Origin of the sequence: Stutzerimonas sp. Brlt_14 (assembly GCF_051948915.1) — a bacterium.
Classification (GTDB): Bacteria; Pseudomonadota; Gammaproteobacteria; order Pseudomonadales; family Pseudomonadaceae; genus Stutzerimonas; species Stutzerimonas stutzeri.
Window position 1 is genome coordinate 63,524 of sequence record NZ_JAYJLM010000001.1, and the last position, 25,812, is coordinate 89,335.

General features: G+C 65.2%; 20 protein-coding genes. 10 read left to right on the top strand and 10 right to left on the bottom strand.

The window, feature by feature from the left end; translation table 11 throughout:
• Positions 1-119 precede the first annotated feature (119 nt).
• The 4 genes from VF716_RS00305 (at position 120) to VF716_RS00320 (ending at position 3,566) form a co-directional block, all read left to right on the top strand.
• On the top strand, positions 120-1,337 hold the full coding sequence (locus VF716_RS00305; protein ID WP_440551213.1) for a CmpA/NrtA family ABC transporter substrate-binding protein: 1,218 nt from the start codon (positions 120-122) through the stop codon (positions 1,335-1,337).
• Between the two features lie 13 nt (positions 1,338-1,350).
• Entirely contained in the window at positions 1,351-1,929 is a 579-nt protein-coding gene (locus VF716_RS00310; protein WP_125841501.1) for an ANTAR domain-containing response regulator, read from the top strand.
• 289 nt (positions 1,930-2,218) lie between these two features.
• Positions 2,219-2,917, top strand: a complete 699-nt coding sequence (locus VF716_RS00315; protein ID WP_125841502.1) for a hypothetical protein — start codon at positions 2,219-2,221, stop codon at positions 2,915-2,917.
• 205 nt (positions 2,918-3,122) lie between these two features.
• A complete protein-coding gene (locus VF716_RS00320) occupies positions 3,123-3,566 on the top strand; it encodes a thioesterase family protein (RefSeq protein ID WP_011913518.1) in 444 nt (147 codons plus the stop codon).
• Here VF716_RS00320 and VF716_RS00325 read toward each other — a convergent pair.
• The gene (locus tag VF716_RS00325) at positions 3,563-4,498 is read right to left on the bottom strand and encodes a 1-phosphofructokinase family hexose kinase (protein ID WP_011913519.1); all 936 of its coding nucleotides are present in this window, start codon (positions 4,496-4,498) and stop codon (positions 3,563-3,565) included. The genes VF716_RS00320 and VF716_RS00325 overlap by 4 nt on opposite strands.
• A gap of 350 nt (positions 4,499-4,848) precedes the next feature.
• On the opposite strand from VF716_RS00325, the gene VF716_RS00330 reads away from it, so the two are divergent.
• Entirely contained in the window at positions 4,849-6,060 is a 1,212-nt protein-coding gene (locus tag VF716_RS00330) for a nitrate/nitrite transporter (RefSeq protein WP_011913521.1), read from the top strand.
• Between the two features lie 61 nt (positions 6,061-6,121).
• Positions 6,122-7,795 carry a bifunctional protein-serine/threonine kinase/phosphatase gene (locus VF716_RS00335; protein ID WP_125841503.1) on the top strand — a complete coding sequence of 558 codons (1,674 nt, stop codon included), beginning with the start codon at positions 6,122-6,124 and terminating at the stop codon, positions 7,793-7,795.
• Between the two features lies 1 nt (position 7,796).
• Here the strand turns inward: VF716_RS00335 and VF716_RS00340 are convergent, their stop codons facing one another.
• A complete protein-coding gene (locus VF716_RS00340) occupies positions 7,797-8,105 on the bottom strand; it encodes a hypothetical protein (RefSeq protein ID WP_011913523.1) in 309 nt (102 codons plus the stop codon).
• Positions 8,106-8,593: 488 nt separating this feature from the next.
• Here VF716_RS00340 and nirB point away from each other — a divergent pair, with 488 nt between their 5' ends.
• Genes nirB through cobA form a run of 4 tightly spaced genes read left to right on the top strand, consistent with a single transcriptional unit; the run spans position 8,594 to position 14,923 of the window.
• A complete protein-coding gene (nirB, locus tag VF716_RS00345; protein WP_440551220.1) occupies positions 8,594-11,059 on the top strand; it encodes a nitrite reductase large subunit NirB in 2,466 nt (821 codons plus the stop codon).
• 23 nt (positions 11,060-11,082) lie between these two features.
• Positions 11,083-11,412, top strand: a complete 330-nt coding sequence (gene nirD, locus VF716_RS00350; RefSeq protein ID WP_013983030.1) for a nitrite reductase small subunit NirD — start codon at positions 11,083-11,085, stop codon at positions 11,410-11,412.
• Between the two features lie 42 nt (positions 11,413-11,454).
• The gene (locus VF716_RS00355; protein WP_437208343.1) at positions 11,455-14,160 is read left to right on the top strand and encodes a nitrate reductase; all 2,706 of its coding nucleotides are present in this window, start codon (positions 11,455-11,457) and stop codon (positions 14,158-14,160) included.
• A gap of 25 nt (positions 14,161-14,185) precedes the next feature.
• Positions 14,186-14,923, top strand: a complete 738-nt coding sequence (gene cobA / locus VF716_RS00360) for a uroporphyrinogen-III C-methyltransferase (protein WP_048328911.1) — start codon at positions 14,186-14,188, stop codon at positions 14,921-14,923.
• An 81-nt stretch (positions 14,924-15,004) separates the two neighbouring features.
• Here cobA and VF716_RS00365 read toward each other — a convergent pair whose 3' ends face one another.
• The 8 genes from VF716_RS00365 to VF716_RS00400 form a co-directional block, all read right to left on the bottom strand.
• Positions 15,005-17,371, bottom strand: coding sequence for an efflux RND transporter permease subunit (locus tag VF716_RS00365; protein WP_440551225.1), 2,367 nt, complete (start codon positions 17,369-17,371; stop codon positions 15,005-15,007).
• A 16-nt stretch (positions 17,372-17,387) separates the two neighbouring features.
• Positions 17,388-18,386: a WD40/YVTN/BNR-like repeat-containing protein gene (locus VF716_RS00370; protein WP_014596959.1), complete on the bottom strand. Its 999-nt coding sequence runs from the start codon at positions 18,384-18,386 to the stop codon at positions 17,388-17,390.
• Between the two features lie 441 nt (positions 18,387-18,827).
• Positions 18,828-21,488 (bottom strand): aminopeptidase N, encoded by a 2,661-nt coding sequence (pepN, locus tag VF716_RS00375; protein ID WP_440551228.1) that lies wholly within the window; start codon positions 21,486-21,488, stop codon positions 18,828-18,830.
• A gap of 219 nt (positions 21,489-21,707) precedes the next feature.
• On the bottom strand, positions 21,708-22,547 hold the full coding sequence (locus VF716_RS00380; RefSeq protein WP_440551231.1) for a DUF2797 domain-containing protein: 840 nt from the start codon (positions 22,545-22,547) through the stop codon (positions 21,708-21,710).
• On the bottom strand, positions 22,547-22,825 hold the full coding sequence (locus VF716_RS00385) for a YeaC family protein (RefSeq protein WP_011913532.1): 279 nt from the start codon (positions 22,823-22,825) through the stop codon (positions 22,547-22,549). The genes VF716_RS00380 and VF716_RS00385 overlap by 1 nt, the downstream gene beginning before the upstream one ends.
• Positions 22,826-22,896: 71 nt before the next feature.
• A complete protein-coding gene (locus VF716_RS00390; RefSeq protein ID WP_440551234.1) occupies positions 22,897-23,757 on the bottom strand; it encodes a rhomboid family intramembrane serine protease in 861 nt (286 codons plus the stop codon).
• Positions 23,754-24,725 (bottom strand): metallophosphoesterase, encoded by a 972-nt coding sequence (locus tag VF716_RS00395; protein ID WP_440551237.1) that lies wholly within the window; start codon positions 24,723-24,725, stop codon positions 23,754-23,756. The genes VF716_RS00390 and VF716_RS00395 overlap by 4 nt, the downstream gene beginning before the upstream one ends.
• Positions 24,725-25,612 (bottom strand): NAD(+) kinase, encoded by an 888-nt coding sequence (locus tag VF716_RS00400; protein ID WP_013983038.1) that lies wholly within the window; start codon positions 25,610-25,612, stop codon positions 24,725-24,727. Before VF716_RS00400 ends, VF716_RS00395 begins: the two co-directional genes overlap by 1 nt.
• Between the last annotated feature and the right edge of the window lie 200 nt (positions 25,613-25,812).

The following is a 25,812-nucleotide window of genomic DNA, read 5'->3' on the forward strand; positions in this document are numbered from 1 at the left end:
CACTGGCGAACCCCAGTGACCGCTCGCGGCATGCACCATTTTCTCGCTGGCATATGGCTTGCTTCAGGGTTGGCATAACCAATCTTGCGCACCGCGCCATCGGAAAAAGGCCATCAAGCATGACCGACCCTCTCTCGCCGCCCCGACACGATGCACTGACCTGGGTCGCCGGCAGCGATGCACCGGAAAAGAGCTCGATCAATCTCGGCTTTCTGCCGCTCACCGATGCCGCCTCGCTGATCGTCGCCGCCACCCAGGGTTTCGCCCAGCCGTTCGGACTGACGCTCAACCTGCAGCGGCAGAACTCCTGGTCGGCCCTGCGCGACAAGCTGATCGGCGGCGAGCTGGACGCGGCTCACGGACTCTACGGCCTGATCTATGCGGTGCATCTGGGCATCGGCGGCAGCCCGGCAGTGGACATGGCCGTGCTCATGGGCCTGGCGCAGAACGGCCAGAGCATCAACCTGTCCGCCCCGTTGAAGGCCGCAGGCGTGACCGATGCCGAGGCACTGCGCGCCAGCGTGCGCCATAGCGGTGCACGCCTGACCCTGGCACATACCTTCCCCACCGGCACCCACGCGCTCTGGCTCTATTACTGGCTGGCCGCCCATGGCATCAATCCGCTGCGGGACGTGAAGACGCTCGTGCTGCCGCCTTCGCAGATGGTGGCGCACCTGCGTGCCGGTCGCATCGATGGCTTCTGCGCCGGCGAACCCTGGGGAGCACAGGCCATTACCGAAGGCGTCGGCTTCACCCTGGCGACCAGCCAGTCGATCTGGCCTGACCACCCGGAAAAGGTGCTCGGCTGCACCCGCGCGTTCGTCGAGGAGTACCCCAACACCGCCCGAGCACTGGTCATGGCCGTGCTGGAGGCGAGCCGCTTCATCGACCAGAGCCAGGAGAATCGCCGCAGCACCGCACAGCTGATCGCCGGGCGCGACTACGTCGATGCACCGCTGGCGGCCATCGAGTCACGCTTTCTCGGCCTCTACCAGGATGGCCTCGGCAATGCCTGGCAGGACGAGCATCCGCTGCGCTTCTTCGGTGAGGGAGCGGCGAACCTGCCCTATCTCTCCGACGGCCTCTGGTTCATGACCCAGCTACGCCGCTGGGGCCTGCTGCGCGAAGACCCGGACTACCTGCAGGTGGCCAACCAGGTGCAGCAGATCGAACTGTATCGCCAGGCCGCCGGCGCGCTGGGCATCGCCCTGCCTGACACAGCCATGCGCAGCGCCACGCTGATGGATGGCAAACACTGGGACGGCAGCGATCCGGCCACCTATGCCCGCAGTTTCGCGCTGCATGCCATGGCAAGCCCTGCCATGGCTGCGCTTTGAGAAGGACTCCGGCATGCTGCGTATCCTCCTGATCGACGACACCCCGCGGAAGATCGGCCGCCTGAAGAGCGCGCTGATCGAAGCCGGCTTCGAGGTCATCGACGAATCCGGCCTGACCATCGACCTGCCCGAGCGGGTCGAGGCGATCCGTCCCGACGTGGTGCTGATCGACACCGACTCACCCGGCCGCGATGTGCTCGAGCAGGTGGTGCTGGTCAGCCGCGATCAGCCACGCCCCATCGTCATGTTCACCGATGACAGCGACCCGGACGCCATGCGTCAGGCCATTCGCGCCGGGGTCAGTGCCTATATCGTCGAAGGCATCCAGGCCCAGCGCCTCAAGCCGATCCTCGACGTGGCAATGGCCCGCTTCGAAAGCGACCAGGCAATACGTGCGCAACTGCAGGCCCGGGAGCAGCAGCTGGTCGAACGCAAGCGCATCGAGCTGGCCAAGGGCATGCTGATGAAGATGCGAAACTGCAAGGAAGAAGAGGCCTACACCCTGATGCGCCGTCAGGCGATGAGCCGGCAGCAGAAGCTGATCCAGGTCGCCGAGCAGATCATCGCGATGAACGAGTTGCTCGGCGAATGACCGCGCCCGGTCACGGTGCGCCAGGCAGGCCACTGCACCAGCGGCGGGCAGGCGCTACAGCGAATCATCGTGCGCCACCGCTGCCGAGAAACGCCGCTGCGCCCCAACCTAGTGGCATCGCACTGGCCGGCGAGCGTCAAGCGCGGAACTGGCAAGCCGCTTGCTTGGCTGGATAGGCCGAACCAACGAAGGTGTCGGCACAGACAAAGGCGTCCTCGACTGCATGTACGCATGCGGATCGGACGCCTTTTTGTTGCGCGCTTCGCGCCCAAGGCTGGGGAGTTTCAAGATGACCATAACCGCGACCGTGGCGATCACCTGCGCCCTGCTGCTGCTCGGCCATTACCTGAACCGCATGGCCACTGCCAGCCACGCCCAGCGCGTGCGCGATCTGCGCGTACGGGCACTGCTGGAAGACCTGGAAATTCTGCGCCTGCTGCAACAACACCGCGGCCTCGGCGCGCAGCACGAGGCCGCCGCCGTTGCACTGCGCGATGCCGTGGCCGCCAGTCTGACCCAGCGGCTGCAACAGCGCAGCGCTATGCCCGATCCACACGCGGTCGCCGCTGACTGGGCGCAACTGCGCGACACGCCGGCCGATTTCGATGGCCATAGTCGCCTGATCGATAGCCTGATCGCCGCCATCGACGAGCGCGAGCCACTGGGTCAGGCCTGCCGTACGCTGGAGGATGTGGCGCGCCTGCGAGGGCTGTGCGTGCTTGCCTCGAACCAGGGCGGTTGCACCCCAGGCCTGCAAGCCCGCCTCATGTCTCTATGCCGACGCCTCGGCGGTGACCCGGACGTGGAGCTGAAACGCCTGATCGGCAAACTGGAGCGCGGCGTGATCCACGCACAACAGCCGAGGCTCAGCCCGCCGCAGTGCTTCGCACTGATCACGCCGTTGATCGACGCGCGCCTGCGCTCGATCCAGCAACGTCTGCAGCATGACAGCCTGAAGGGGCTGCCAGCCGCGCATAAGCCGGGATGATGGAATCATGGCCACGCTGTTCGGCGACCGTGGCGGTGGCCGTGGAACCGGCCCAGGCCATGAGCGGTGGTCTTCTGTAAAACGGCCTTGTCCATGAAGTACCGCCTTTAGCTGGTCCATTCGCAGTCAATACCGCTCCCGCGCCTGCCCCGGGCAAGTGACGCAGCGCTAGAATGCCCGCCTTCATTCGACGACCGAGCACCTCATGGCGCGCCTCAACCTTCAGTTTCCGGAAGACCAGTACTGCTTCTCCACCCAACTCACCGTGCGGATCACCGATATCAACGCAGCCAACCATCTGGCCAACGACTCGATGATTTCGATGATCTCCGAAGCGCGGGCGCGCTTTCTGTTCGCCTACGGGGTGCCGGAGACGCGCCAGGACGGCAGCGGCATCATCGTCACCGACCTTGCCACCACCTACAAGGCCGAAGCCCACGCCCGCGATGCGCTGCTGTTCGAGGTCGGCGTGATGGATTTCAACAAGTACGGCGGGGACATCATCTTCCGCATCACCCGGCCGGCCGACGGCGTGCTGATCGCCATGGCCAAGTCCGGCTTCGTGTTCTACGACTATGGGCAGGCGCGGGTGGTAGCGATGCCCGAGGCATTCGCCGCCAAGTTTCCACGGGTCAACCGGATCGACTAGGCGCGCTCCAGCGCCTCGAGCAAGCGCTGCACATCCTCGCGATGGCACAGCTCGGTGCCCGGCCGCATCACCGTCGCGGCACCGGCCGCGATGCCCTGGCGCACCGCCGCGTCTACCGAACGCCCATCCGCCAGTGCCTGCACGATGGCACCCAACATGCTGTCGCCCGCCCCCACTGCGCTGACCACAGGCACCTGCGGCGAGCGCAGACGCTCCAGCCGTTCGCCATAGGCATACAGCGCACCCTCGGCCCCCAGAGACAGTACGACGATCTCGGCGCAGCCCCGGGCGATCAGGCTGCGCAAGGCCTCTTGCTGCTCGGCCTCGCTGGTCAGGGCGCCGCCCATCAGGGTGGAAAGCTCCTCGAGACTGGGCTTCATCAGGTACACACCGCCATGCCGGGCCGCATGGCATAGCGGCTCACCGGAGAGGTCGACCACCAGCCGGGCACCGAGCCGCAGGGTCAGGGCGCGCAGGTCATCGAAGAAGGCCAGGTCCGTGCCGGGCGGAAAGCTGCCGCTCAGCACGACATATTCTGGCGCCGGACGCAGCGCCGCCAGCGTCTGCAGGCAGCGCTCCAGCTCCTGCGCCGACAGCACCGGACCAGGTAGCACGAAGCGGTACTGCAGGCCCGATTGCAGCTCATCGACGGTGAAACTCTCCCGCGTATCGCCGGCGATGGGCACGGGGCGATGCACCAGTCCGAGTTCGTCGAGCGACCGCCGCAGCAGATCGCCGAACGGCCCCCCGGCCGGGTAGACGGCGACCGCCTTGCCACCGAGGGTCTTCACCACCCGCGCCACGTTGATGCCGCCACCGCCAGGGTCATGGCGAGGCGCAGAACAGCGCAGCTTCTGGGTATCGGTGACCCGGGCGGTGCTGACCGAAAGGTCCATCGCCGGGTTGAGGGTCAGGGTCGCAATCAGGGGCATCGCTCGCTCCTTGGCAAGTGCTGCCCAAGCCTACCAGCAACCGCGGCGACTGCACCGCCCTGCCCCGATTTGGCCCACCGCTGCGCACTCGTTGTGCAGCTGCCGCACCCGCCACGTGCAACTGGACCGCCGGGAGCCACGCGCGACGGGCCTTCGCGATGGCTGGCACGCTAGATGCTTTGTTCTGGCACGCAGGCCAACGGCGGTCTGCCCATACGACAAAGGCGTCACAACATTCCTGCTCCGGCAGGCGTGCTGCGGCGCCTTTTTGTTTTCCGCCTCGCCGATGGGGCGGATCGAGCAGCCCTGGCGGCCAACGCCGCGCCACGTAACGCCCTGGAGTCGATCCAATGAGCACAAGTTTCTGGAAAGCCGGCCACGCGCCTACCCTGTTTGCCTCCTTTCTCTATTTCGACCTGAGCTTCATGGTCTGGTACGTGCTCGGCCCGCTCGGCGTGCAGATCGCCGCCGACCTGGGCCTGACCACCCAGCAACGCGCGTTCATGGTGGCGACGCCGATCCTCGCCGGCGCCGTGCTACGACTGGCGCTTGGCATCCTCGCCGACCGCACCTCACCGAAGACCGCCGGGCTGTTCGGCCAGAGCGTGGTCATCGTTGCCCTGCTAGTGGCCTGGTTGCACGGCATCAACAGCTATGAGCAGGCGCTGCTGCTCGGCCTGTTCCTCGGCATGGCTGGCGCCTCCTTCGCCGTGGCGCTGCCGCTGGCCTCGCAGTGGTATCCGGCGGAACATCAGGGCAAGGCCATGGGCATCGCCGGCGCGGGCAACTCCGGCACCGTGCTGGCGGCCCTGTTCGCCCCGGTGCTGGCGGCGATCTTCGGCTGGAACAATGTGTTCGGCCTGGCCCTGATCCCGCTGGTACTCACGCTCATCATCTTCGCCAGCGTGGCGAAGAACGCGCCCAACCGCCCGGCACCCAAGTCGTTGGCGGACTACATGAAGGCACTAGGCGACCGCGACAGCTGGTGGTTCATGTTCTTCTACAGCGTGACCTTTGGCGGCTTCCTCGGCCTGGCCAGCACCCTGCCCGGCTATTTCCACGACCAGTACGCCTTCGACCCGGTCAAGGCCGGCTATTACACCGCCGCCTGCGTGTTCGCCGGCAGCCTGCTGCGCCCACTCGGCGGTGCCCTGGCCGACCGCATCGGCGGCATTCGCGCGCTGCTGGTGATGTACACGGTCGCGGCCATCTGTATCGCCGCAGTCGGCTTCAACCTGCCCAGTTCCACGGCCGCCCTGGCGCTGTTCGTGGTCGCCATGCTCAGCCTCGGTGCCGGAAACGGTGCGGTGTTCCAGCTGGTGCCGCAGCGTTTCAACAAGGAAATAGGCGTGATGACCGGGTTGGTCGGCATGGCTGGCGGTATCGGTGGCTTCCTGCTCACCGCCGGGCTGGGCGCGGTCAAGCAGTCCACCGGCGATTACCAGTTCGGCCTCTGGCTGTTCGCCAGCCTCGGTGTGCTCGCCTGGTTCGGCCTGCATGGCGTCAAGCGTCGCTGGCGCACCACCTGGGGTTCGGCCGCCGTCACCGCCGCGCGGGTCTGATGCCGATGCCGCAGGGCGCGATTATTGCTGCGCCGCCGTACCGAGCCTTTCGAGAACGATCATGCCCCTGCGATTGAGTTACGGCGAGGCCAGCGCCGCCGGCCCGCGGCCGGAAAACCAGGATGCGCTGCGCATCGTCACGCCGGCGCCTGGGTTGGCCACCGGCAAGGGCTATCTGTTCGCCCTGGCCGATGGCGTCAACCAGTGCGCCGATGGCGGGCTCGCGGCCCGCGCGACACTGCAGGCGCTGGCCTTCGACTACTACGCGACACCGGAAACCTGGGCCGTTGCGCAATCGCTGGATCGCGTGCTGGTGGCGCACAACCGCTGGCTGCAGGCCAACGGCGGCAACCAGCCGCTGCTGACCACGCTCACAGCGCTGGTACTGCGCGGCCGACGCTTCACCCTGGCGCATGTCGGCGACTGCCGCGCCTATCGCTGGAACGGCGCCGAACTGGAGCGACTCAGCGAAGACCACGTCTGGGAACAGTCGGGCATGCAGCATGTCCTCAAGCGTGCCCTGGGGCTGGATCAACACCTGGTGATGGACTACCTCGACGGCGAGCTGCAGGAAGGCGAAAGCTACCTGCTGCTGAGCGACGGGGTCTGGTCGTGCGTCCCCGAGCGCGACATCGCGCATATCCTGCACGATCAACCCGACCTCGGTGCCGCCGCCCGGGCGCTGGTCAGCCTCGCGCACCAGAGCGGCAGCCAGGACAACGCCAGCGCCCTGCTGCTACGGGTGGACGCGCTGCCCGAGGCGGTGCTCGCCGATACCCTGGCGCAGCTCGATCACTGGCCGCTGCCACCGAAGCTGCGCGCCGGGCAGACCTTCGAGGGCTGGCAGGTAACCGCGCTGCTGCATGAGTCGCGGCAGTCGCTGATCTACCGCGTACTGGATGGTCAGGGCCAACCGTGGCTGTTGAAGACGCTGCCGCCCAGCCGGCAGGACGAGTTGGACGCCGGCCCCGCCCTGCTGCAGGAAGAGTGGTTCATGCGCCGCGTCGCCGGGCGGCACTTCGCCGAGCTGCATCCCCTGCCACAGCGCCAGCATCTCTATTACGTGCAGCGCGAGTACCCCGGCTGCACCCTGGCGCGACGCTTCGCAGAAGAAGGTCCGCTGCCACTTACCGATCTATTGCAGATCGCCCCACGGTTGATCCGCGCGGTGGGCATGCTGCATCGGCGCAACATCCTGCACCGCGACATCAAGCCGGAAAACCTGCTGCTGGGCGAAGACGGGGAACTGCGTCTGCTCGATTTCGGCCTGGCGTTCTGTCCCGGATTATCCCGCGACCTGCCCAACCACCTGCCGGGCACGCCCAGCTTCATAGCCCCGGAGGCCTTCGCCGGTGCCGAGCCAAGCCCCGCGCAAGACCTCTATGCGACTGGCGTGACGCTCTATTACCTGCTGACCGGGCACTACCCCTACGGCGAGATCGAGGCGTTTCAGCGTCCACGATTCGGCCAGCCGACGGCAGCCAGCCGCTATCGCCCCGACCTGCCGAGCTGGCTGGAGGAAAGCCTGAGCCGCGCGGTGGCGGTCGATCCACGCCAGCGCTTCGAAACCGCCGAGCAGTGGTTGCTGGAACTGGAACAGGGCGAACAGCGCAGCGCCAGTCTTCGACCACGCCCGCTACTCGAACGCGAGCCGCTGAAGGTCTGGCGCGGCATGGCACTGCTGTCGCTGCTGCTCAACCTGTTGCTGGTCGTACTGCTGATGAAGAGCGCCTGATTCAGCGCCGGGTGATCAGGCCCTGACGCGCGACGCGGGTCAGCTCACGCACGCATTCTTCCAGGCGCTCTGCTGTCGGCGCCTGGATCACGGCCAGGTCGAAGCTGTCGGTGGCGAAACGCGCCAGCGACTCGTCGGCCGTAGCGAACTGGATAAGCAGGGCGCGGGATTTGCGATGGCGTCGCGGCCAGCCTTCCAGGTAGCGCAACAAGGAGGGCTGGTGAGAACCACCCAGGAGGATCTTGGGATTGCTGGGAGTGAGGCCGCTGGTGATAGGGGCCAGGCGCAGCTGAGCGTGCTTTGCATTCATTGATTCGACTTCCGCCTCGAGAATTCCGCTGGGCAGCGGTGGGAGGCGACACCGGAACCAGCGCTTTAGCGGTATTTCGAAGCCTTCGGCTCCAGGCGCCCCGCAAGTAGCTGACTAAATCGGCGCATGGGCAAGACTTTAGAAAAGCCGGCCACCCCCTGTCAACGCTCCGTCCTCGGAACGAGCCAGGGCTTCCCGCACCATGACAGCGCAAGCTGCCGCATATCGGTGCAGCATTCGCCCGCCGAGGGGAGCCATCAGTTCGCGCAAAGCGTTGAAAAGCGGCGTATTTCAGAATTGGCACAGGCTCTGCAAAGCAAACGTCGAAGATGACATACGACCTGACCCTCAACGTGGAGCGGCAGGTTTCCCGACTGAGCGGGACACGGACAAAGGCGTCCTCACCGGAGAACCGGTGGGACGCCTTTTTGTTGCTGAAAAGAATTCGAGCAGGCCAGACGGCGAACCGGATGGCACGGAGAACGGGCATGAAGAAACTCAAACTGGTGATGATCGGCAACGGCATGGCCGGCGTGCGAACCCTCGAAGAGCTGCTCAAGCTGACCAACGAGCTCTACGACATCACGGTGTTCGGCGCCGAGCCGCATCCCAACTACAACCGCATCCTGCTCTCCCCCGTGCTGGCCGGCGAGCAGCAGTTCGAAGAGATCGTGCTCAACGACCTGGACTGGTATGCCGAGAACGGCATTCGCCTGATGCTCAAGCGCAAGGTGGTGAAGATCGATCGCGCCCGTCGCCGGGTCATCGCCGACGACGGCAGCGAGGCCGAATATGACCGCCTCCTTATCGCCACCGGCTCCAATCCGTTCATCCTGCCCATTCCCGGTAACGACCTTCAGGGAGTGATCGGTTACCGCGACATCGCCGATACCCAGGTGATGATGGAAACCGCCAAGACCCACAAGCACGCGGTGGTCATCGGCGGCGGCCTGCTCGGCCTGGAGGCCGCCAATGGCCTCAAGCTGCGCGGGATGGATGTGACCGTGGTGCATATCGGTGACTGGCTGATGGAGCGCCAGCTGGACAAGACCGCTGGCACCCTGCTGCAGAGCGCCCTGGAGAGCCGCGGCCTGAAGTTCCTGCTGCCAAAGCAGACAGCCGAGCTGATCGGCAACGACGAAGGCCGCGTCAAAGCCGTACGCTTCGCCGATGGCGAGGTGATTCCCGCTGACCTGGTGGTGATGGCCGCCGGCATCCGCCCCAACAGCGAGCTGGCCGAGCAGGCAGGCCTGCCTTGCAACCGCGGCATCCTGGTCAACGACACCCTGCAGACCTACGATCCGCGCATCTACGCCGTCGGCGAATGTGCCAATCATCGCGGCACCGCCTATGGCCTGGTCGCTCCGCTGTTCGAACAGGCCAAGGTCTGCGCCAACCACCTCGCCATGCTCGGCTTTTCCCGCTATCTCGGCTCGGTGACTTCGACGAAGCTCAAGGTTACCGGCATCGATCTGTTCTCGGCCGGCGATTTCATCGGCGGCGAAGGCACAGAGACCATCACCCTCTCCGACCCCATCGGCGGCGTATACAAGAAACTGGTGATCAAGGATGACGTGCTGGTCGGTGCCTGCCTCTACGGCGACACCGCCGACGGCGGCTGGTACTTCCGCCAGGTGCGCGAGGGCCAGAACGTCGCGCAGATCCGCGACCATCTGATGTTTGGCGCGGCCGGCTTAGGCGAGGGCGCCATCGGCGATGCCGGCCATCAGGGCCAGAGCAAGGCCATGTCCATGCCGGACGACATGGAAGTCTGCGGCTGCAACGGGGTGTGCAAGGGCACCATCGTCAAGGCGATCCAGGAGCACGGGCTGTTCTCGGTGGACGAGGTGAAAAAGCACACCAAGGCCGCCAGTTCCTGTGGTTCCTGCACCGGGCTGGTCGAACAGATTCTGATCAACACCGTGGGCGGCGCGGCCGACGTCAAGCCGAAGAGCGAGAAGGCCATCTGCGGCTGCAGCGACCTCAACCATGGCCAGGTGCGCAAGGCCATTCGCGAGCACCACCTGATCAGCATCCCGGCGGCCATGGCCTTCATGGAATGGCGCACGCCGAACGGCTGCGCCACCTGCCGTCCGGCGCTGAACTACTACCTGATCTCCACCTGGCCGGGCGAGGCCAAGGACGATCCGCAGTCACGTTTCATCAACGAGCGAGCCCACGCCAACATCCAGAAGGACGGCACCTACTCCGTGGTGCCGCGGATGTGGGGTGGCGTCACCAATGCCGCCGAGCTGCGACGCATCGCCGACGTGGCGGACAAGTACCAGGTGCCGATGGTCAAGGTCACCGGCGGCCAGCGCATCGACCTGCTGGGTATCCGCAAGGAAGACCTGCCGGGCGTCTGGAAAGACCTGGACATGCCCTCCGGTCATGCGTACGGCAAATCCATCCGCACCGTGAAGACCTGCGTCGGCAGCGAGTTCTGCCGCTTCGGCACGCAGAACTCGACGCAGATGGGCATCGACCTGGAACACGCGCTGTTCAACATGTGGTCGCCGCACAAGGTCAAGCTGGCCGTCTCCGGCTGCCCGCGCAATTGCGCCGAATCCGGCATCAAGGACGTGGGTATCATCGGTGCGGACTCCGGCTGGGAGCTGTACATCGGCGGCAACGGCGGCATCAAGACCGAGGCCGGCGAGTTCTTCGTCAAGGTGAAGAGCGCCGAGGAGGTCATGGAATACAGCCTGGCGTTCCTCCAGCTCTACCGCGAGGAAGCCTTCTACCTCGAACGCACCGTGCACTACCTGCAGCGCGTCGGCATGGATCACATCAAACAGGCCGTGCTGAACGATGCCGAGCGGCGCAAGGCGCTGCACCAGCGGCTGCTGTTCTCGCTTTCCTTCGAGCAGGACCCGTGGCAGGAGCAGCTTTCCAAGCCGCAGCTGAAGAAGGAATTCGACCGCATCGCCGTCAAGCAGCTGGAAAACGCCTGAGCACCGACCTGGAGGGACACCGCATGAACTGGCTCGATATCTGCGCACTGGATGAGATCAACCCGCTCGGCTCGCGCATCGTCGCTGGCCCCAAGGGTGACATTGCGATATTCCGCACCGCGGACGATCAGGTCTTCGCCCTCGACGATCGCTGCCCGCACAAGGGCGGGCCGCTGTCGCAGGGGATCGTCTACGGCAAGCAGGTCGCCTGCCCGCTGCACAACTGGCAGATCGATCTGGCCAGCGGCGAGGCCTTGGCCCCGGACGTCGGCTGCGCCCATCGTCACGCGGCGCGCGTCGAGAACGGGCGTGTACAGCTTTCGCTGAACCCACGCAAGGAATGCGCGGCCTGAACACGCGCAATTGACCAGCACCTTTTTCCAGGAGACGACGCCATGCGTATGACAACCGCCTCGACCTGCTGCTACTGCGGAGTCGGCTGTGGCGTGCTGATCGAGCACGACGGCGAGCGCATCCTCGATGTGGCCGGCGACCCCAGCCATCCGGCCAACCTCGGCAAGCTGTGCAGCAAGGGCTCGACCCTGCACCTGACCGGCGACCTGGGGGCCCGCGCGCTCTACCCTGAGCTGCGTCTGGGCAAGGGCCTGGCCCGCGGTCGCACCGACTGGGCCAGCGCGCTGGAGCATGCGGCCAGCGTATTCGCCGAGACCATCCGCGAACACGGGCCGGACAGCGTCGCCTTCTATGTCTCTGGCCAGCTGCTGACCGAGGACTACTACGCCTTCAACAAACTGGCCCGCGCCCTGGTCGGTACCAACAACCTGGATTCCAACTCGCGGCTGTGCATGTCCTCGGCGGTGGTCGGCTACAAGCGCAGCCTGGGCGCCGACGCCCCGCCCTGCTCCTACGAAGATATCGAGCAGGCCGACTGCCTGCTGATCGCCGGCAGCAACATGGCCTACGCGCATCCGGTGCTGTTCCGCCGTCTGGAAGAAGCCAAGGCGAAGCGACCGGAGATGACCATCATCGTCGTCGACCCGCGGCGCACCGACACCAGCGAGCTGGCCGATCTGCACCTGCCGATCCTGCCCGGCACCGATGTCGCGCTGTTCCACGGCCTGCTGCATATCCTCATGTGGGAAGGCTGGATCGACCGCCGCTTCATCGATGCGCATACCGAGGGCTTCGATGCGCTGAAAAGCCTGGTGCGCGACTACACCCCGGCGATGGTCGCGGACCTCTGCGGCATCTCGGTAGATGATCTGCAAACCTGCGCACGGCTGATCGGAAGCGCGCCAGCCTTTCTCTCCCTGTGGTGCATGGGTCTGAATCAGTCTACCGCCGGCAGCGCGAAGAACAGCGCGCTGATCAACCTGCACCTGGCCACCGGACAGATCGGCAAGCCGGGCGCCGGGCCCTTCTCGCTCACCGGCCAACCGAATGCCATGGGCGGCCGCGAAACCGGCAGCCTGTCCAACCTGTTGCCCGGCCACCGCGACGCGGCCAATGCCGAACACCGTGCAGAAGTGGCGGCCTACTGGGGTGTCGAGCAGCTGCCCGAACAGCCTGGATTGCCCGCCATTGGGCTGTTCGAGGCGGTGCGTGCAGGCAAGATCAAGGCGCTGTGGATCGCCTGTACCAACCCGGCGCAGTCGCTGCCGGACCAGCAGAAAGTCCATGAGGCCCTGGCCACCTGCCCCTTCGTCGTGGTGCAGGAAGCCTTCTTCACCACCGAGACCTGCCGCCACGCCGACCTTCTGCTGCCGGCCGCGAGCTGGGGCGAGAAAGAAGGCACGGTGACCAACTCCGAGCGCCGCATCAGCCATGTACGTCGCGCCGTGCCGGCGCCCGGCGAAGCCCGCGCGGACTGGGCGATCACTTGCGATTTTGCCCGACGGCTGGAACGTCACCTGCGTCCCGGCGCGCCGAGCCTGTTCGCGTTCGAGAGTGCCGAAGCGCTGTTCGAGGAGTACAAGCCGCTCACCGCCGCCCGCGATCTGGACTACAGCGGCCTGAGCTACGCACTGATCGACACCCTCGGTCCGCAGCAATGGCCGTTTCCGCCAGGCAGCGAACTGGGCACCGCGCGGCTGTATGGCGACGGTGTGTTCCCCACTGCCACTGGTCGTGCGCGCTTCGTTGCCGAGCACTACCAGGCGCCGAAGGAAAAGCGCGAGGCACGCTATCCGCTGACGCTCAACACCGGTCGGCTGCGCGACCAGTGGCACGGCATGAGCCGCACCGGCACCGCGGCGCGGCTGTTCGGCCATGTCGAAGAGGCTCTGCTCTGCATGAACGCCGAGGACATGCGTCGCCGGCGTCTGCTGGACGGCCAGCTGGTGAAGATGAAGAGTCGGCGCGGCAGCCTGATCCTGCCGGTGCAGAAGGATGACAGCCTGCGCGCCGGCCAGGCGTTCCTGCCGATGCACTGGGGCGATCGCTTCCTCAAGGGGCTGGGCAGTAATGTCCTGACCCTGGCCAGCGTCGATCCGCTGTCGAAGCAACCGGAACTCAAGCATGCCGGCATCGAAGTGGAACGAGTCGAACTGCCGTGGCAGTTCTTTGCGCTGGTCGAGGGCGACGTGCAGCGACGTTTCGAGGCGCTGCGGCCATTGTTCGAAACGTTCGACTACGCCAGCTTCAGCCTCGGCGGTCGCGAGCGTTCGGCGCTGCTGATCCGCGGCGCCCGGGATGCGGCGCCAACGGCAGTCGAGCTGGATGCCATCGACCACCTGCTCGGCCTCGATGAAGGTCCGGTGCTGGCCTATGACGATCCCCGCCGTGCTGTCGGCAAGCGCGTACGCATCGAGGACGGCCGCATCGTCGCCCTGCGCCTGGCCGGCGAAACCGCCGCCCGGCAGTGGCTGCGCGGGCTCTGGGAAAGCGGCAGTGCGGACGCCGAACTGCGCCGCTGGCTGCTGGCGCCGCTCAGTGCGCCACCGGGCAATGCCAAGGTCGGAACCGGCCGCACGCTGTGCAACTGCCTGAACGTCAGCCAGAGCGCGATCTGCGCTGGCATCGAGCGCGGTCTCGATCTGGCCGGCCTCAAGCAGGAACTCGGCTGTGGCACCAGCTGCGGCTCCTGCGTGCCCGAACTCAAGCGCCTGCTGGCCCACCAGCCGGAACGCGCACTTCTCTGATACCAACCAAGACGAGGATTACCCCATGAGCGCAAAAGTCTGGCTGGTAGGCGCCGGCCCTGGCGACCCGGAGCTGCTGACCCTCAAGGCCGTACGCGCACTGGGCGAGGCACAGGTGGTGATGATCGATGACTTGGTCAACCCCGCCGTGCTCGAACACTGCCCGAACGCTCGCATCATCCCGGTGGGCAAGCGCGGCGGCTGCCGCTCGACGCCGCAGGCCTTCATCCACCGGCTGATGCTGCGCTACGCCCGTCAGGGCAAGTGTGTGGTGCGCCTCAAGGGTGGCGATCCGTGCATCTTCGGCCGTGGCGGCGAGGAGGCCGAATGGCTGGCGGCGCGCGGCATCGAGGTCGAGCTGGTCAACGGCATCACCGCCGGCCTGGCCGGCGCCACGCAATGCGGCATCTCGCTGACCCAGCGCGGCGTAGCGCGTGGCGTAACATTGGTCACCGCGCACACCCAGGATGACAGCAGCCTCGAATGGCAGGCGCTGGCCAAAAGCGGCACCACGCTGGTGGTGTACATGGGTGTAAGCAAGCTGGAGCAGGTGCAGGCCGGGCTGCTGGAAGGCGGGATGAACGCCAGCACGCCGGTGGCCATGATCGAGAACGCCTCGCTGCCCCAGCAGCGCGAGTGCCGCTCCAGTCTCGCCGGCATGTGTCGCGACGCCCACGCCTTCGAGCTGAAGAGCCCGGCCATCCTGGTGATCGGTGACGTGGCCGCGCAGGCCATTGCGCAAATGCTGAGCCAGACGGCCTGATCCTCCGGGGCCCGGAGCGTTGGCCCCTTCCCTTTACTTCCACTCAAAAAAAAACCGCGGCCCAAGGGCCGCGGTTCTTCGCTACATCCCGGCTCCCCCCTGCTGACGCAGCTTCTCCGGTTTGATCAGGAAGCGCGCCAGGGCCGGCAGCAGCCAGATCGCACCAACCATGTTCCAGAGGAACATGAAGGTCAGCATCAGACCCATGTCGGCCTGGAACTTGATCGCCGAGAACACCCAGGTCACCACACCGATCGCCAGGCAGACGCCGGTGAAGATCACCGCCTTGCCGGTGGATTTGAGGGTCTGGTAGTAGGCTTCCTGCAAGGTCATGCCCTGACGCAGGAAGGATTCCAGGCGGCTGTAGATGTAGATGCCGTAGTCCACACCGATTCCCACGCCCAGCGCGATCACTGGCAGCGTGGCGACTTTCACGCCGATGCCCATGAACGCCATCAGCGCGTTGCCGAGGATCGAGGTCAGCACCAGCGGCAGGATCACGCAGAGCGTCGCGGCCAGCGAGCGGAAGGTCAGCAGACACATGATGCTCACGGCCATGTAGACGGCGATCAGCATGGTGGTTTCCGATGCCGCGATCACCTCGTTGGTCGCCGCCTCGATCCCTGCGTTGCCGGCTGCCAGTACGAACTCAAGGCCCTCGCGGTTGTTCTCCTCGGCGAAATCCTTGGCCGCGGCGACCACGTGCTCCAGCGTCTCGGCCTTGTGGTCGTTGAGGAATACCAGTACCGGCGCCAGCGAGCAGTCGCTGTTGTACATGCCTTCGGCGCGGGCGATGGAGTTGTTCAGCACGTGCTGGTTACGCGACAGCGTTTCCCATTTCAGGCTGCCCTCGTTCATGCCCTTGATGCCCTGGCGCGCCACCGACACCATCGACACTGCCGACTGCACACCCTCGGTGTTCTGCATCTTCCACATCAGCTCGTCCATGGCGGCGAGCGTGTCGTAGTGCGAACAGCCTTCCGGTGCGGTCTTGACCATCACCACCAGCACGTCGGAACTGGTCGAGTAGTTGCGGATGACGAAATCGTTGTCCAGGTTGTAGCGCGAATCCGGGTGCAGCTCCGGCGCGCCCTGGTCGAGATCGCCGATCTTCAGGTTCTGGCCGTACCAGAGCCCGCCAGCCAGCGCCACCACGGCGATGGTGATGGAAATCGGTGCCACGGTCGGGCTGGCGAAGTTCGACAGCGCACGCCAGAACGGATGGTCGCGCGAGGCCTCTTCACGGGCCTGCTTGATCGCCTTCTGGCTGATGCCCATGTAGGAAATCGCCACCGGCAGCAGGATCAAGTTGGTCAGGATGATCACCGCCACGCCCAGCGACGCACCGATGGCCAGCTCGCGGATCACGCCGATGTCGATCAGCAGCAAGGTAACGAAGCCCACCGCATCCGACAGCAACGCCACCATGCCTGGGATGAACAGCTGGCGGAACGCCATGCGCGCTGCCGTCACCGGGTCTTCGGTGAAACCGGAGGCCATGGCGATGCCGTTGATCTTCTGCACGCCGTGGGAAATGCCGATGGCGAACACCAGGAACGGCACCAGCATCGAATACGGGTCAAGCCCGAAGCCGAGGGTGTGCAGCAGGCCGAGCTGCCAGACCACCGCGATCAGCGTGGTGATCAACACCGCGATGGTGCTCTTCAAGCAACGGGTGAACCACAGCAGCAGGACGAAGGTGATACCGATGGCGACGATGAAGAACAGCGCCACGCCCACCAGCCCGTCGATCAGGTCACCGACCTTCTTGGCGAAGCCGATGATGTGCACCTTCACGTTCGGGTTCTGCGCCTGGTACTTCTCGCGGATTTTCTCTTCCAGCTCGTGGGAGAACTTCTGGTAATCCAGCTTGATCTGCCGCCCCTGGTCTTCCGGATCCGGATAGGACTCGAGCAGCGGCACGTCGATGATGCTGGACTTGAAGTTGTTCGCCACCAGGCGGCCGATCTGCCCGGACTTGAGGATGTTGTCGCGCAGGTCCTCGAGGCTCTCGGGCGAGCCGTCGTAGGTCTGCGGGATCACCTCGCCACCGGCGAAGCCTTCCTCGGTGACCTCGGTCCAGCGCACGCTGGGGCTCCACAGCGACTTCATGTTGGAACGGTCGACGCCGTGGATGTAGAACACCTCATCGTGGATCTGCCGCAACGTCTCCATGTATTCCTTGGAGAAGATGTCGCCCTCCACCGCTTCCACGGAAATCCGTACGGTGTTGCCGAGGTTGGCCAGGTCGTTCTGGTGCTCGAGCATCTTCTGGATATACGGATGCCCCAGCGGAATCATCTTTTCGAAGCTGGTCTGCGGCCGAACCTGGGCCGCCTGGTAGAACAGGAACGCGCTGATCAGCAGGCAGAGGACGACCACTGCCGGCCGGTTGTTGAAGATCAGGCGCTCGAGGAACGACGCCGGCTTCTGTTGGTGCTTGGTCATGCAGACTCTCCCGGCTTTATTGTTTTGGGGCCAGATCCGCGCCCGATGGCGAGGCGATGCGAACACCGCCCTGCCCTACCAGGATCAGGTTGCCTTGGGAATCGGAGGTGACGCCCGACAGCGAACGGCGATCGGGACGGTTGACGAGCTTGAAGCTGCGACCCTGATCGTCGCTGGTGAGCACGGCTCCGCCATGGCCGACCACCGCGATACGGCCATCGCGCAACAGGCTGCCATCGGCGAGCCCGGACTCTAGCGCGTGGCCGCTGCCGTTGCGCAGTTCAATGCCCTCCCAGCTGTCGCCGAAATCGGCGGAGCGGAACAGGTGGCCACGCAGGCCGAAGGCGATCACCACACCGGGCTCCGAGCCGCCGACCACGCCGAAGAACGAGCCCTGATAAGGCGACTCGACCTTCTCCCAGGTTTCGCCCATGTCGGCGGAGCGGAACATGCCGCCCATTTCGCCAACCACGAACAGGCCGGAGCCTTCGATATGGGCAATGGCATTCAGGTGGAAGCCGTCTTCGTTCTCGAGCCGGTCGCTGATGTCGTCCCAGCTCTGGCCGCCGTCGATGGTTTCGATCAGCGCACCATAGGCACCGACCGCAATGCCGTGCTGGGTGTCTTCGAACCACACGTCGAGCAGGGGTGCTTCACGCTCGCGATCTTCGTACTGCACTTGCCAGCTTTGTCCGCCGTCGCTGGTCGACAGGACCAGGGCATCATGGCCGACCGCCCAGCCATGCTTGTCGTCGACGAAATCGATGGCCGTCAGCAGCTGACGGGTCGGCACCTTGGCCTGGGTCCAGCTGTTGCCGCCATCGTCGGAATAGAGGATATGGCCACGATCACCGGCCACGACCAGGCGATCACCGGCTTCGGTGATATCGAGCAGAAGGTTGGATGCGGCTTTCGCCGACTCGATGGAGTAGCGGGTCTGGCCATCGGTAGCAGCCTGGACCGGCGCCGTTGCCGACAGCAACAGGAGCGAAACGGCGCCGCATAGCGAGAGCATGCCGGCAACCGATGAGTGAAAACGCGACGCCCTCGCCTGGCATGGAACCACGGCGCGGCCGAATAGTGTGCGCCGCTGAACGGGCTCACTCATACATACCCCCTTTATTCTTATTAGGTAAGGCCTGCACTACAGGCGCAGCCATCCTAGCCAGCTTCCGCGGACAGGCACAATTGGCCGGACGTTATGAATTGTTAACTCTCGCGCAATGATTGACGCGTGATCACTGAGGCTGATTGGGCCAGTGGCCAGTATGGCAACTGACTGGGTCGCCGTCGAAGTGACGATCGGACGCGGCGCGCCAGGGGATGGTCACGACAGCGGGGATGCGATACGTCGATTGCGCTGCCGAGTCTTGAGCGGGCTATGGGGTGCGGGTGGGGCTGAAGCCCCACCCTACCGGCAAAGACGGCCGATCGCGGGCACGATCGGCCTTCGGACTCAGGCGAGGCTCTTGCTCACCACTTCATAGACATCGCTGGACAGTTCGCCGGAGGCCAGGATGCGCTCCAGCTCACCCTTCATTAGCGCCTGACGGGCGCCGTCGTACTTGCGCCAGCGGGTCAGCGGCGCCAGCAGACGCGAAGCGATCTGCGGGTTCAGGGCGTTGAGGGTGATCACCTGATCGGCCAGGAAGCGGTAACCGGCGCCATCGGCGCGGTGGAAGTTGATCAGGTTCTGATTGGCAAAGGCACCGATCAGCGCGCGCACCTTGTTCGGGTTCTTCAGGGTGAACGCCGGATGCTGCATCAGCTGCTGCACGCGCTCCAGCCCGCCGGGCAGCGGGCTGCCCGCTTGCACGCTGAACCACTGGTCCATCACCAGCGGGTTGTCCTTGAAGTGCTCGGCGAAGGCCTGCAGCGCCTTGTCGCGCTCGGCCTCGAACGGCGAGTTGACCAGCACCGCCAGGGCCGTCAGACGCTCGGTCATGTTGTCGGCATGCTCGAACTGCTCCAGGCAGGCTTCGAGCACCTCGGTCTTCTCGCTCAGCATCAGGTAGGACAGCGCGATGTTCTGCAGGGCGCGGCGCGCGAAGTGCTCCGCGGAGGCAACATAGGCCGTGTTGCGGGAGGTCTCGCGATTGGCCTGATAGCGGTGCCACAGCGGCTCGAACAACGCATCGGCGATACGCTTGCGGGCAAACTCTCGGGCGGCATGAATGGCATCCACGTCGGCCACTTCGCTGATCTCGGTGAGGTAGGCTTCGCCTGGCAGCGAGAGCATCTCGGCAACCATCGCTGCATCCAGCGTCTCGTTCTGCAGCAGACTGCGCATTGCCTCGATCAGACGCTCGTCCAGCGCCAGTGCTTCACCGCGCTGTTGCTGGCCGATCAGCTCCTGCAACACCTGCACCGACAGCTGCTGACCCGCTTCCCAGCGATTGAAGCCGTCGGAATCGTGCTGCATGAAGAACATCAGCTGATCGCGGCTGTACGGATAGTCCAGCTTCACCGGTGCGGAGAAGCCGCGCAGCAGAGACGGCTGCGGACGCTCGGGTACGTCGACGAAGGTGAAGCTCTGCTCGGCCTCGGTGACCGCCAGTACCCGGCTGGTGCCCTGGGCCTGCGCCTCACCTTGCAGGCGCAGCGGCAAATCGCTGCCATCGGCAGCCAGCAGGCCCAGCTCCACGGGAATCACGAATGGCTCCTTGGTCGGCTGGCCCGGCGTCGGCGGGCAGCTCTGGCGGAATGTCAGGCGATAGGTCTGCGCCGCCTCGTCGTACTGCTCGCTGACCGACAGGCGCGGGGTGCCGGCCTGGCTGTACCAGCGCTTGAACTGCGACAGATCGGCGCCGTTGGCATCTTCCATCGCCTTGACGAAATCATCGACGGTCACGGCCTGGCCATCGTGTCGCTCGAAGTACAGGTCGCTGCCCTTGCGGAAGCCTTCCTTGCCGAGCAGCGTCTGGATCATGCGCACCACTTCGGCACCCTTCTCGTAGACGGTCAGGGTGTAGAAGTTGGAAATCTCGATAAAGGATTCCGGGCGCACCGAGTGCGCCATGGGGCCGGCATCCTCGGCGAACTGATGAGTGCGCAGGTAGGCGACATCCTCGATGCGCTTGACCGTCGGCGAATTCATGTCGGCGCTGAACTGCGAATCGCGGAAGACGGTGAAGCCTTCCTTGAGCGACAGCTGGAACCAGTCGCGACAGGTCACGCGATTGCCCGACCAGTTGTGGAAGTATTCGTGGGCGACGATGGCCTCGACGCGCTGGTGTGCGGCATCGGTCGCGGTTTCGGCGCGGGCCAGCACGGCGCTGGAGTTGAAGATATTGAGGCCCTTGTTCTCCATGGCGCCCATGTTGAAATCGTTGACCGCGACGATCATGAAGATGTCCAGGTCGTACTCGCGACCATAGGCCTCTTCGTCCCACTTCATCGACTTCTTCAGGCTGTCCATGGCGTGCTGGCACTTGTCGATATTTTCCGGCTCGACGTAGATGCGCAGCGCCACGTTGCGCCCGCTCATGGTGGTGAAGCTGTCTTCGACGCACCAGAGGTCACCGGCCACCAGGGCGAACAGATAGGCCGGCTTCTTGAACGGGTCTTCCCAGGTCGCCCAGTGGCGGCCGTTTTCTTCGCTGCCGCTGGCGATCGGGTTGCCGTTGGAGAGCAGCACCGGGTAGGCCTTCTGCTCGGCACTGACGGTGGTGGTGAACTTGCTCATCACGTCCGGGCGGTCGAGGTAGTAGGTGATCTTGCGAAAGCCCTCGGCCTCGCACTGGGTGCAGAACATGCTGCCGGACTTGTACAGCCCTTCCAGCGCGGTGTTGGTTTCCGGGTGGATCACCACCGAGCTGTCGATGACGAAGCTGTCGCTATCCGGCTGCAGGGTCAGGCAATCTTCGCTGATCTGGTAGTCGCCCAGGCTCAGGGCGCGGTCATTCAGCGCAATGGCCAGCAGCTCGAGCTGCTGGCCATGCAGCTCCAGCGGCGGCAGCTTGCCTGCCGGGCGCTCGGGGTTGCGGCGCATCACTAACTGGGCGTGCACCAGCGTGCGATCCTCGTACAGCTCGAAGGTCAGGTGGGTTTCATCAATCAGGTACTCGGGGGCCTGGTAATCCTTCAGATGAATGACTTTCGGTTGTTCGGTGCGCATGGAAACCTCGTCGACTGAGCTTCAAGCGGCAAGCTTCAAGCGGGATATGGCGATGGACTGCCAGCCCGGGGGCCGGCGTGCGAATGAGTTCGAGCTTAGCGTCTGTCGCGGCGGACTTGTAGGGTGGAGAACGGCGAAGCCTGCTCCACCCCTTGTTCCAGGCCGCTCGTCATTGAGCCTGGCGCCCCATGACCGCGGGCAAGCGAAACGTCATCCACCCTACGCGGCGGCGCTGGCGGCCACCTGATAGGCGGTGAACTTGCGGATATTGATCACGCCGGTATCCAGGATCAGGTATTGACCCTTGATGCCCAGGAGCGTGCCCTCGACCACCGGGGTCTTGTCCAGATCCAGGCTCACGACCTTCGTCGGATAGGCCTCCACTGGATAGCGGATCTCCACCACCTCGGCGTCGGCCACCGGCTGGATCGCCTGCAGACCATAGCGCTGCTGCAGATCCCGCACCCCGTCGGCGCAGGCATCGAAGATCCGCTCGCGCATCTCGATCAGGTCGATGGGCTCGGCGTCACCCTTGAGCAATGCTCGCCAGTTGGTGCGATCGGCAACCTGACTGCGCAGCAGGTCTTCGACCATGCCCGACTGCTGGCGGGTGGCGACCCGCATGATCGGCAACGCCTGGCTCGCGCCCTGGTCGAGCCAACGCGTCGGCAGCTGGGTGGCGCGGGTGATGCCCACCTTGATGCCAGACGAGTTGGCCAGATAGACCACATGATCGGTCATGCAGAAATCCAGGCCCCACTGCGGATCGCGACAGGTGCCTAAATCGTGGTGGCACTTCTCCGGGCTCATGATGCAGACATCGCACTGCGGCAGTTTCTTGAAGCAGGGATAGCAGTAACCCTGGCTGAAGCTCTTGTTGGTCTTGCGCCCGCAATGGGTGCAGTGGATGGCGCCCAGGTACTCCAGCCGCAGCGTCCTGCCGATCAGCGGATTGACCGGCACCAGTCCTTCACCGAAGCGAAAGGCATACTGCACCGGCACGCCCGATTCGAGCTGAACCGACATCTTCTCCAGCGCGCCGCGTCCGAGCTCCAGCATCAGTGGCGGGTTCCGGAAGCCGGTGCGAACAGGCTGGTGTCGATGGCGGCCTCGGCCTTCTTGCTCTTGGAGCCGCATTCCTGGCCACCCATGTAGCCGGTGCGCTCTTCTTCGGGAAGATTCTTCATCTCCCAGGCGATCACCGCCTGCATGCAGGTTTCCTTCTGCTCGGGGGTCAGCTTGCGGCCGTCAGCCCATTTGCCCAGTTCGAGGGCCTGCTTGAGGCTCGCGTAGATTTCGGGGGTGATGCTTTCGGCGGTTTGGATAAAGGTCGACATGGCCAGCTCCGAGGGAAACGAGCGGCCATTCTACCGGGCTGTCGCGCTTTAGGGAAAAGCGCGACAGCCCGCTAGCGCCGCCGCGCCAGGGTGCCGCCGATCACGCCGGTCACGCATCCGGCGACCAGCCCGCCGACATGCGCCGCGTTGGCGATGGCCAGCGCGCCGAAGCTGAGCACCTCGATGACGCCGGTCAGACAGATCACCAGCCACACCAGCATCAGCACCACCACCCCAGGGGGCAGCCGGTAGGCCTCGTTGGGGGCGAGCTTGTGATACAGCCAGCAATGGCCCAGCAGGCCGTAGAGCACGCCGGACAAACCACCGAAGATGCCCGGCCCGCCGAACAGATACTGCGCGAAATTGGAGATCAGCCCGAACAGCAACGTCAGCGCCAGCAGCATTGGCGCACGCTGACGAGCCTCGATGCGCCGGCCCAACTCCCAGTACCACATGCTGTTCATGGCCAGGTGAAGGATGCCGAAGTGCACGAAGATAGGCGTGATCAGCCGCCACCACTGGCCGGCCGCGAGACTCTGCTCCAGCGTGGCGAAGTAGGCGTACTCGCCGTCGATGCGAAAGTCGACGAAGTTCAGCCAGCGGATCGTGGCAAAGTTCTCGCCGAGCAGGGTGATCCCCGCCACCGCCAGGGTGATCAGCAGCACCGCCGCGGTAAGCGGGCTGGCACGCAGGGCAGCGACGAAGCCGCCGCGCCGCCGGGGCTGCTCGACCAGCACGCTGTCGTCGCCCTGGGGGTAGCGCGCATACAGATCGCGCACCTGCTCGACCACCTCGCTCGGTACCCGCAGCACCTGCTGGTCGCCCTCTTCCGAAACCCGGCAAGGCACGCGCAGGCGGCGCAGCAGCGCGATGAAGCCGCTGAGGTCTTCCGACAGCGGCAGGCGCAGCGCTTCGCTCACCGCGACACTCATGGACGGAACACCGCGCAGACCTCGACCCAGGCGAACTTCGCCGGGTCCAGGCGCGTTTCCTGGTCCAGCCGATAGGCCACCAGCTTGCCGTTTTTCACCGCACTGTAGTCCAGGCAGGCCAGGTTGCCGCGCAGCGGCCCCGGCTGGCCGCGGCGCCAGTAATGACCGACGAACAGCAGCGGCTCGTCCGGCCCGTAAAGGAACAGCCGATCTTTTTGTTGCGGCGACAGCGGCAGGCGCGCCGCGTGCTCCGGCAGGCCATCGGGCTGGAATACCACGTCGCCGTAGGTCTGCGGGTTCTCTTCCCAGAACTTGGTGCGGAAGAAGGTGCGCACGAAGCCTTCCTCACTGGTCAGGGTCATCCCCTCGGGCAGCGGCATGTCGGTGCCGCGCAGCAGCCGATCCAGCGCCTGGCAGATGAAGGTGCCCGGCAGGCCGGCCTCGCGCAGGATCGCCGGGTTGATCCGGCCATCGTTCAGCAACGGACGCAGGCGCGCGATCACGCGGCTGTCCCAGCAGGCGTGTACCACGCGAAAACGCTCGGTTTCGAGAAACAGCGGCAAGTCGTAGAACCACTCGCGAAAGGCCTTCCACTCCTCGGGGTAGTGCTCGAACTGCTGGAAGGTTTCCTGCAGCAGCCGAGCGAAGCGTGGCGAGTGTTCGCGCACGAAATCGCGACCGCTGCCCGGCGGGGCCGGCATGTACCAGCCCAGCGCGTTGAACTCGTGGTTGCCCATGATGCAATGGGCCTGGCCGTGGTCGACCATCGCATGCACTAGGTGCAGTGCCTCGCGGATGTGCGGCCCACGGTCGATGATGTCGCCGAGGAAGATCACCTGCCGGCGCGGATGACGCCAGACACCGCCCTGCAGGCGATAGCCCAGCTGATCCAGCAGCCGCGCCAGCGCATGGCCACAGCCGTGGATATCGCCGATCAGGTCGTAGCCACGCTCGGGATCCAGCTGCATCAATCGCCTCCGCCGAGGCGACTGCCCCAGCCCAGCTTGGTCCGGCAGACTTCGTAGTAGTTGTGATCCAGCGGGTGGATCAGGTGCAGCTTCTGCGGCTTCTTGCGCACGGTCACGGTGTCGCCAGGCGCGCAGGTGAAGTGGTTCTGGCCGTCGCAGGACACCTGCGGGTAGATCTGCATGTTCGGCGATACCACGATCTTCAGCTCGCTGTTGCCGTCCACCACGATGGGCCGGCTCGACAACGTGTGCGGGTACATCGGCACGATGACGATGGCATCCAGGCGCGGATGCATGATCGGCCCGCCGGCGGACAGCGAGTAGGCGGTGGAACCGGTGGGCGTCGCCACGATCAGGCCGTCGGCCTTCTGGCTGCAGACGAACTGACCGTCGATGTACAGCTCGAACTCGATCATGCGCGTCGACTTGCCCGGGTGCAGCACCACGTCGTTGAGGGCATCGCCCTCGCCGATCGGCTCGTCGAAGCGACGCGCCTGGGCCTCGAGCAGGAAGCGGTTCTCAAGGGTGTACTGGCCGTTGAGCACCTCGGCAACCTTCTCTTCCAACTCATCCGGGCGGATGTCGGTGAGAAAGCCAAGGCTGCCGCGGTTGATGCCCAGCACCGGCACGCGGTGCCGGGCCATTGCCCGGGCGGCGCCGAGCAGGCTGCCATCACCGCCGACCACGATCACCAGGTCGCAGGATTCGCCCAGTCGCTGCCGCGACGAAGTCTGCATGCCGTGCCCGGGGAGCACCTCGGCGATGTTCTCCTCGAGGATCACATGCAGATGGCGTTCGACGAGAAATCGCTTCAGCCGGCGGATGGTATCCAGCACCTGGGAGCTGCCCAGGCGGCCAATGATGCCGATATTGCGGAATTGCTCCATTGAAGTTCCCTGGTGTGGCTGGCAGAAGTTGCAGGCGTTCGCAGCGCTTGAACACCAACATGCACTTGCGAGGCCGCCGCAGCGGATCGACGCGGCCTGCACCGACTGTGGTTAGAGCCTCGGTCAGGCGCGGGTGTTCAGCGGCACCGGATTATCGGCGAAACGTCGAACCGGCGGCAAACCGACGGCTATGCTGCTGA

What these genes read in the sequence shown, in the direction of transcription:
- VF716_RS00320 (WP_011913518.1), top strand. Translation starts at nt 3,123, where the DNA reads ATGGCGCGCCTCAACCTTCAGTTTCCGGAAGACCAGTACTGCTTCTCC.
- VF716_RS00370 (WP_014596959.1), bottom strand. Translation starts at nt 18,386, where the DNA reads ATGCTCTCGCTATGCGGCGCCGTTTCGCTCCTGTTGCTGTCGGCAACG.
- VF716_RS00395 (WP_440551237.1), bottom strand. Translation starts at nt 24,725, where the DNA reads ATGCAGCTGGATCCCGAGCGTGGCTACGACCTGATCGGCGATATCCAC.
- VF716_RS00355 (WP_437208343.1), top strand. Translation starts at nt 11,455, where the DNA reads ATGCGTATGACAACCGCCTCGACCTGCTGCTACTGCGGAGTCGGCTGT.
- VF716_RS00400 (WP_013983038.1), bottom strand. Translation starts at nt 25,612, where the DNA reads ATGGAGCAATTCCGCAATATCGGCATCATTGGCCGCCTGGGCAGCTCC.
- VF716_RS00335 (WP_125841503.1), top strand. Translation starts at nt 6,122, where the DNA reads ATGCCCCTGCGATTGAGTTACGGCGAGGCCAGCGCCGCCGGCCCGCGG.
- VF716_RS00390 (WP_440551234.1), bottom strand. Translation starts at nt 23,757, where the DNA reads ATGAGTGTCGCGGTGAGCGAAGCGCTGCGCCTGCCGCTGTCGGAAGAC.
- VF716_RS00385 (WP_011913532.1), bottom strand. Translation starts at nt 22,825, where the DNA reads ATGTCGACCTTTATCCAAACCGCCGAAAGCATCACCCCCGAAATCTAC.
- VF716_RS00380 (WP_440551231.1), bottom strand. Translation starts at nt 22,547, where the DNA reads ATGCTGGAGCTCGGACGCGGCGCGCTGGAGAAGATGTCGGTTCAGCTC.
- nirB (WP_440551220.1), top strand. Translation starts at nt 8,594, where the DNA reads ATGAAGAAACTCAAACTGGTGATGATCGGCAACGGCATGGCCGGCGTG.
- VF716_RS00305 (WP_440551213.1), top strand. Translation starts at nt 120, where the DNA reads ATGACCGACCCTCTCTCGCCGCCCCGACACGATGCACTGACCTGGGTC.
- VF716_RS00310 (WP_125841501.1), top strand. Translation starts at nt 1,351, where the DNA reads ATGCTGCGTATCCTCCTGATCGACGACACCCCGCGGAAGATCGGCCGC.
- VF716_RS00330 (WP_011913521.1), top strand. Translation starts at nt 4,849, where the DNA reads ATGAGCACAAGTTTCTGGAAAGCCGGCCACGCGCCTACCCTGTTTGCC.
- cobA (WP_048328911.1), top strand. Translation starts at nt 14,186, where the DNA reads ATGAGCGCAAAAGTCTGGCTGGTAGGCGCCGGCCCTGGCGACCCGGAG.
- VF716_RS00340 (WP_011913523.1), bottom strand. Translation starts at nt 8,105, where the DNA reads ATGAATGCAAAGCACGCTCAGCTGCGCCTGGCCCCTATCACCAGCGGC.
- VF716_RS00315 (WP_125841502.1), top strand. Translation starts at nt 2,219, where the DNA reads ATGACCATAACCGCGACCGTGGCGATCACCTGCGCCCTGCTGCTGCTC.
- VF716_RS00325 (WP_011913519.1), bottom strand. Translation starts at nt 4,498, where the DNA reads ATGCCCCTGATTGCGACCCTGACCCTCAACCCGGCGATGGACCTTTCG.
- nirD (WP_013983030.1), top strand. Translation starts at nt 11,083, where the DNA reads ATGAACTGGCTCGATATCTGCGCACTGGATGAGATCAACCCGCTCGGC.
- VF716_RS00365 (WP_440551225.1), bottom strand. Translation starts at nt 17,371, where the DNA reads ATGACCAAGCACCAACAGAAGCCGGCGTCGTTCCTCGAGCGCCTGATC.
- pepN (WP_440551228.1), bottom strand. Translation starts at nt 21,488, where the DNA reads ATGCGCACCGAACAACCGAAAGTCATTCATCTGAAGGATTACCAGGCC.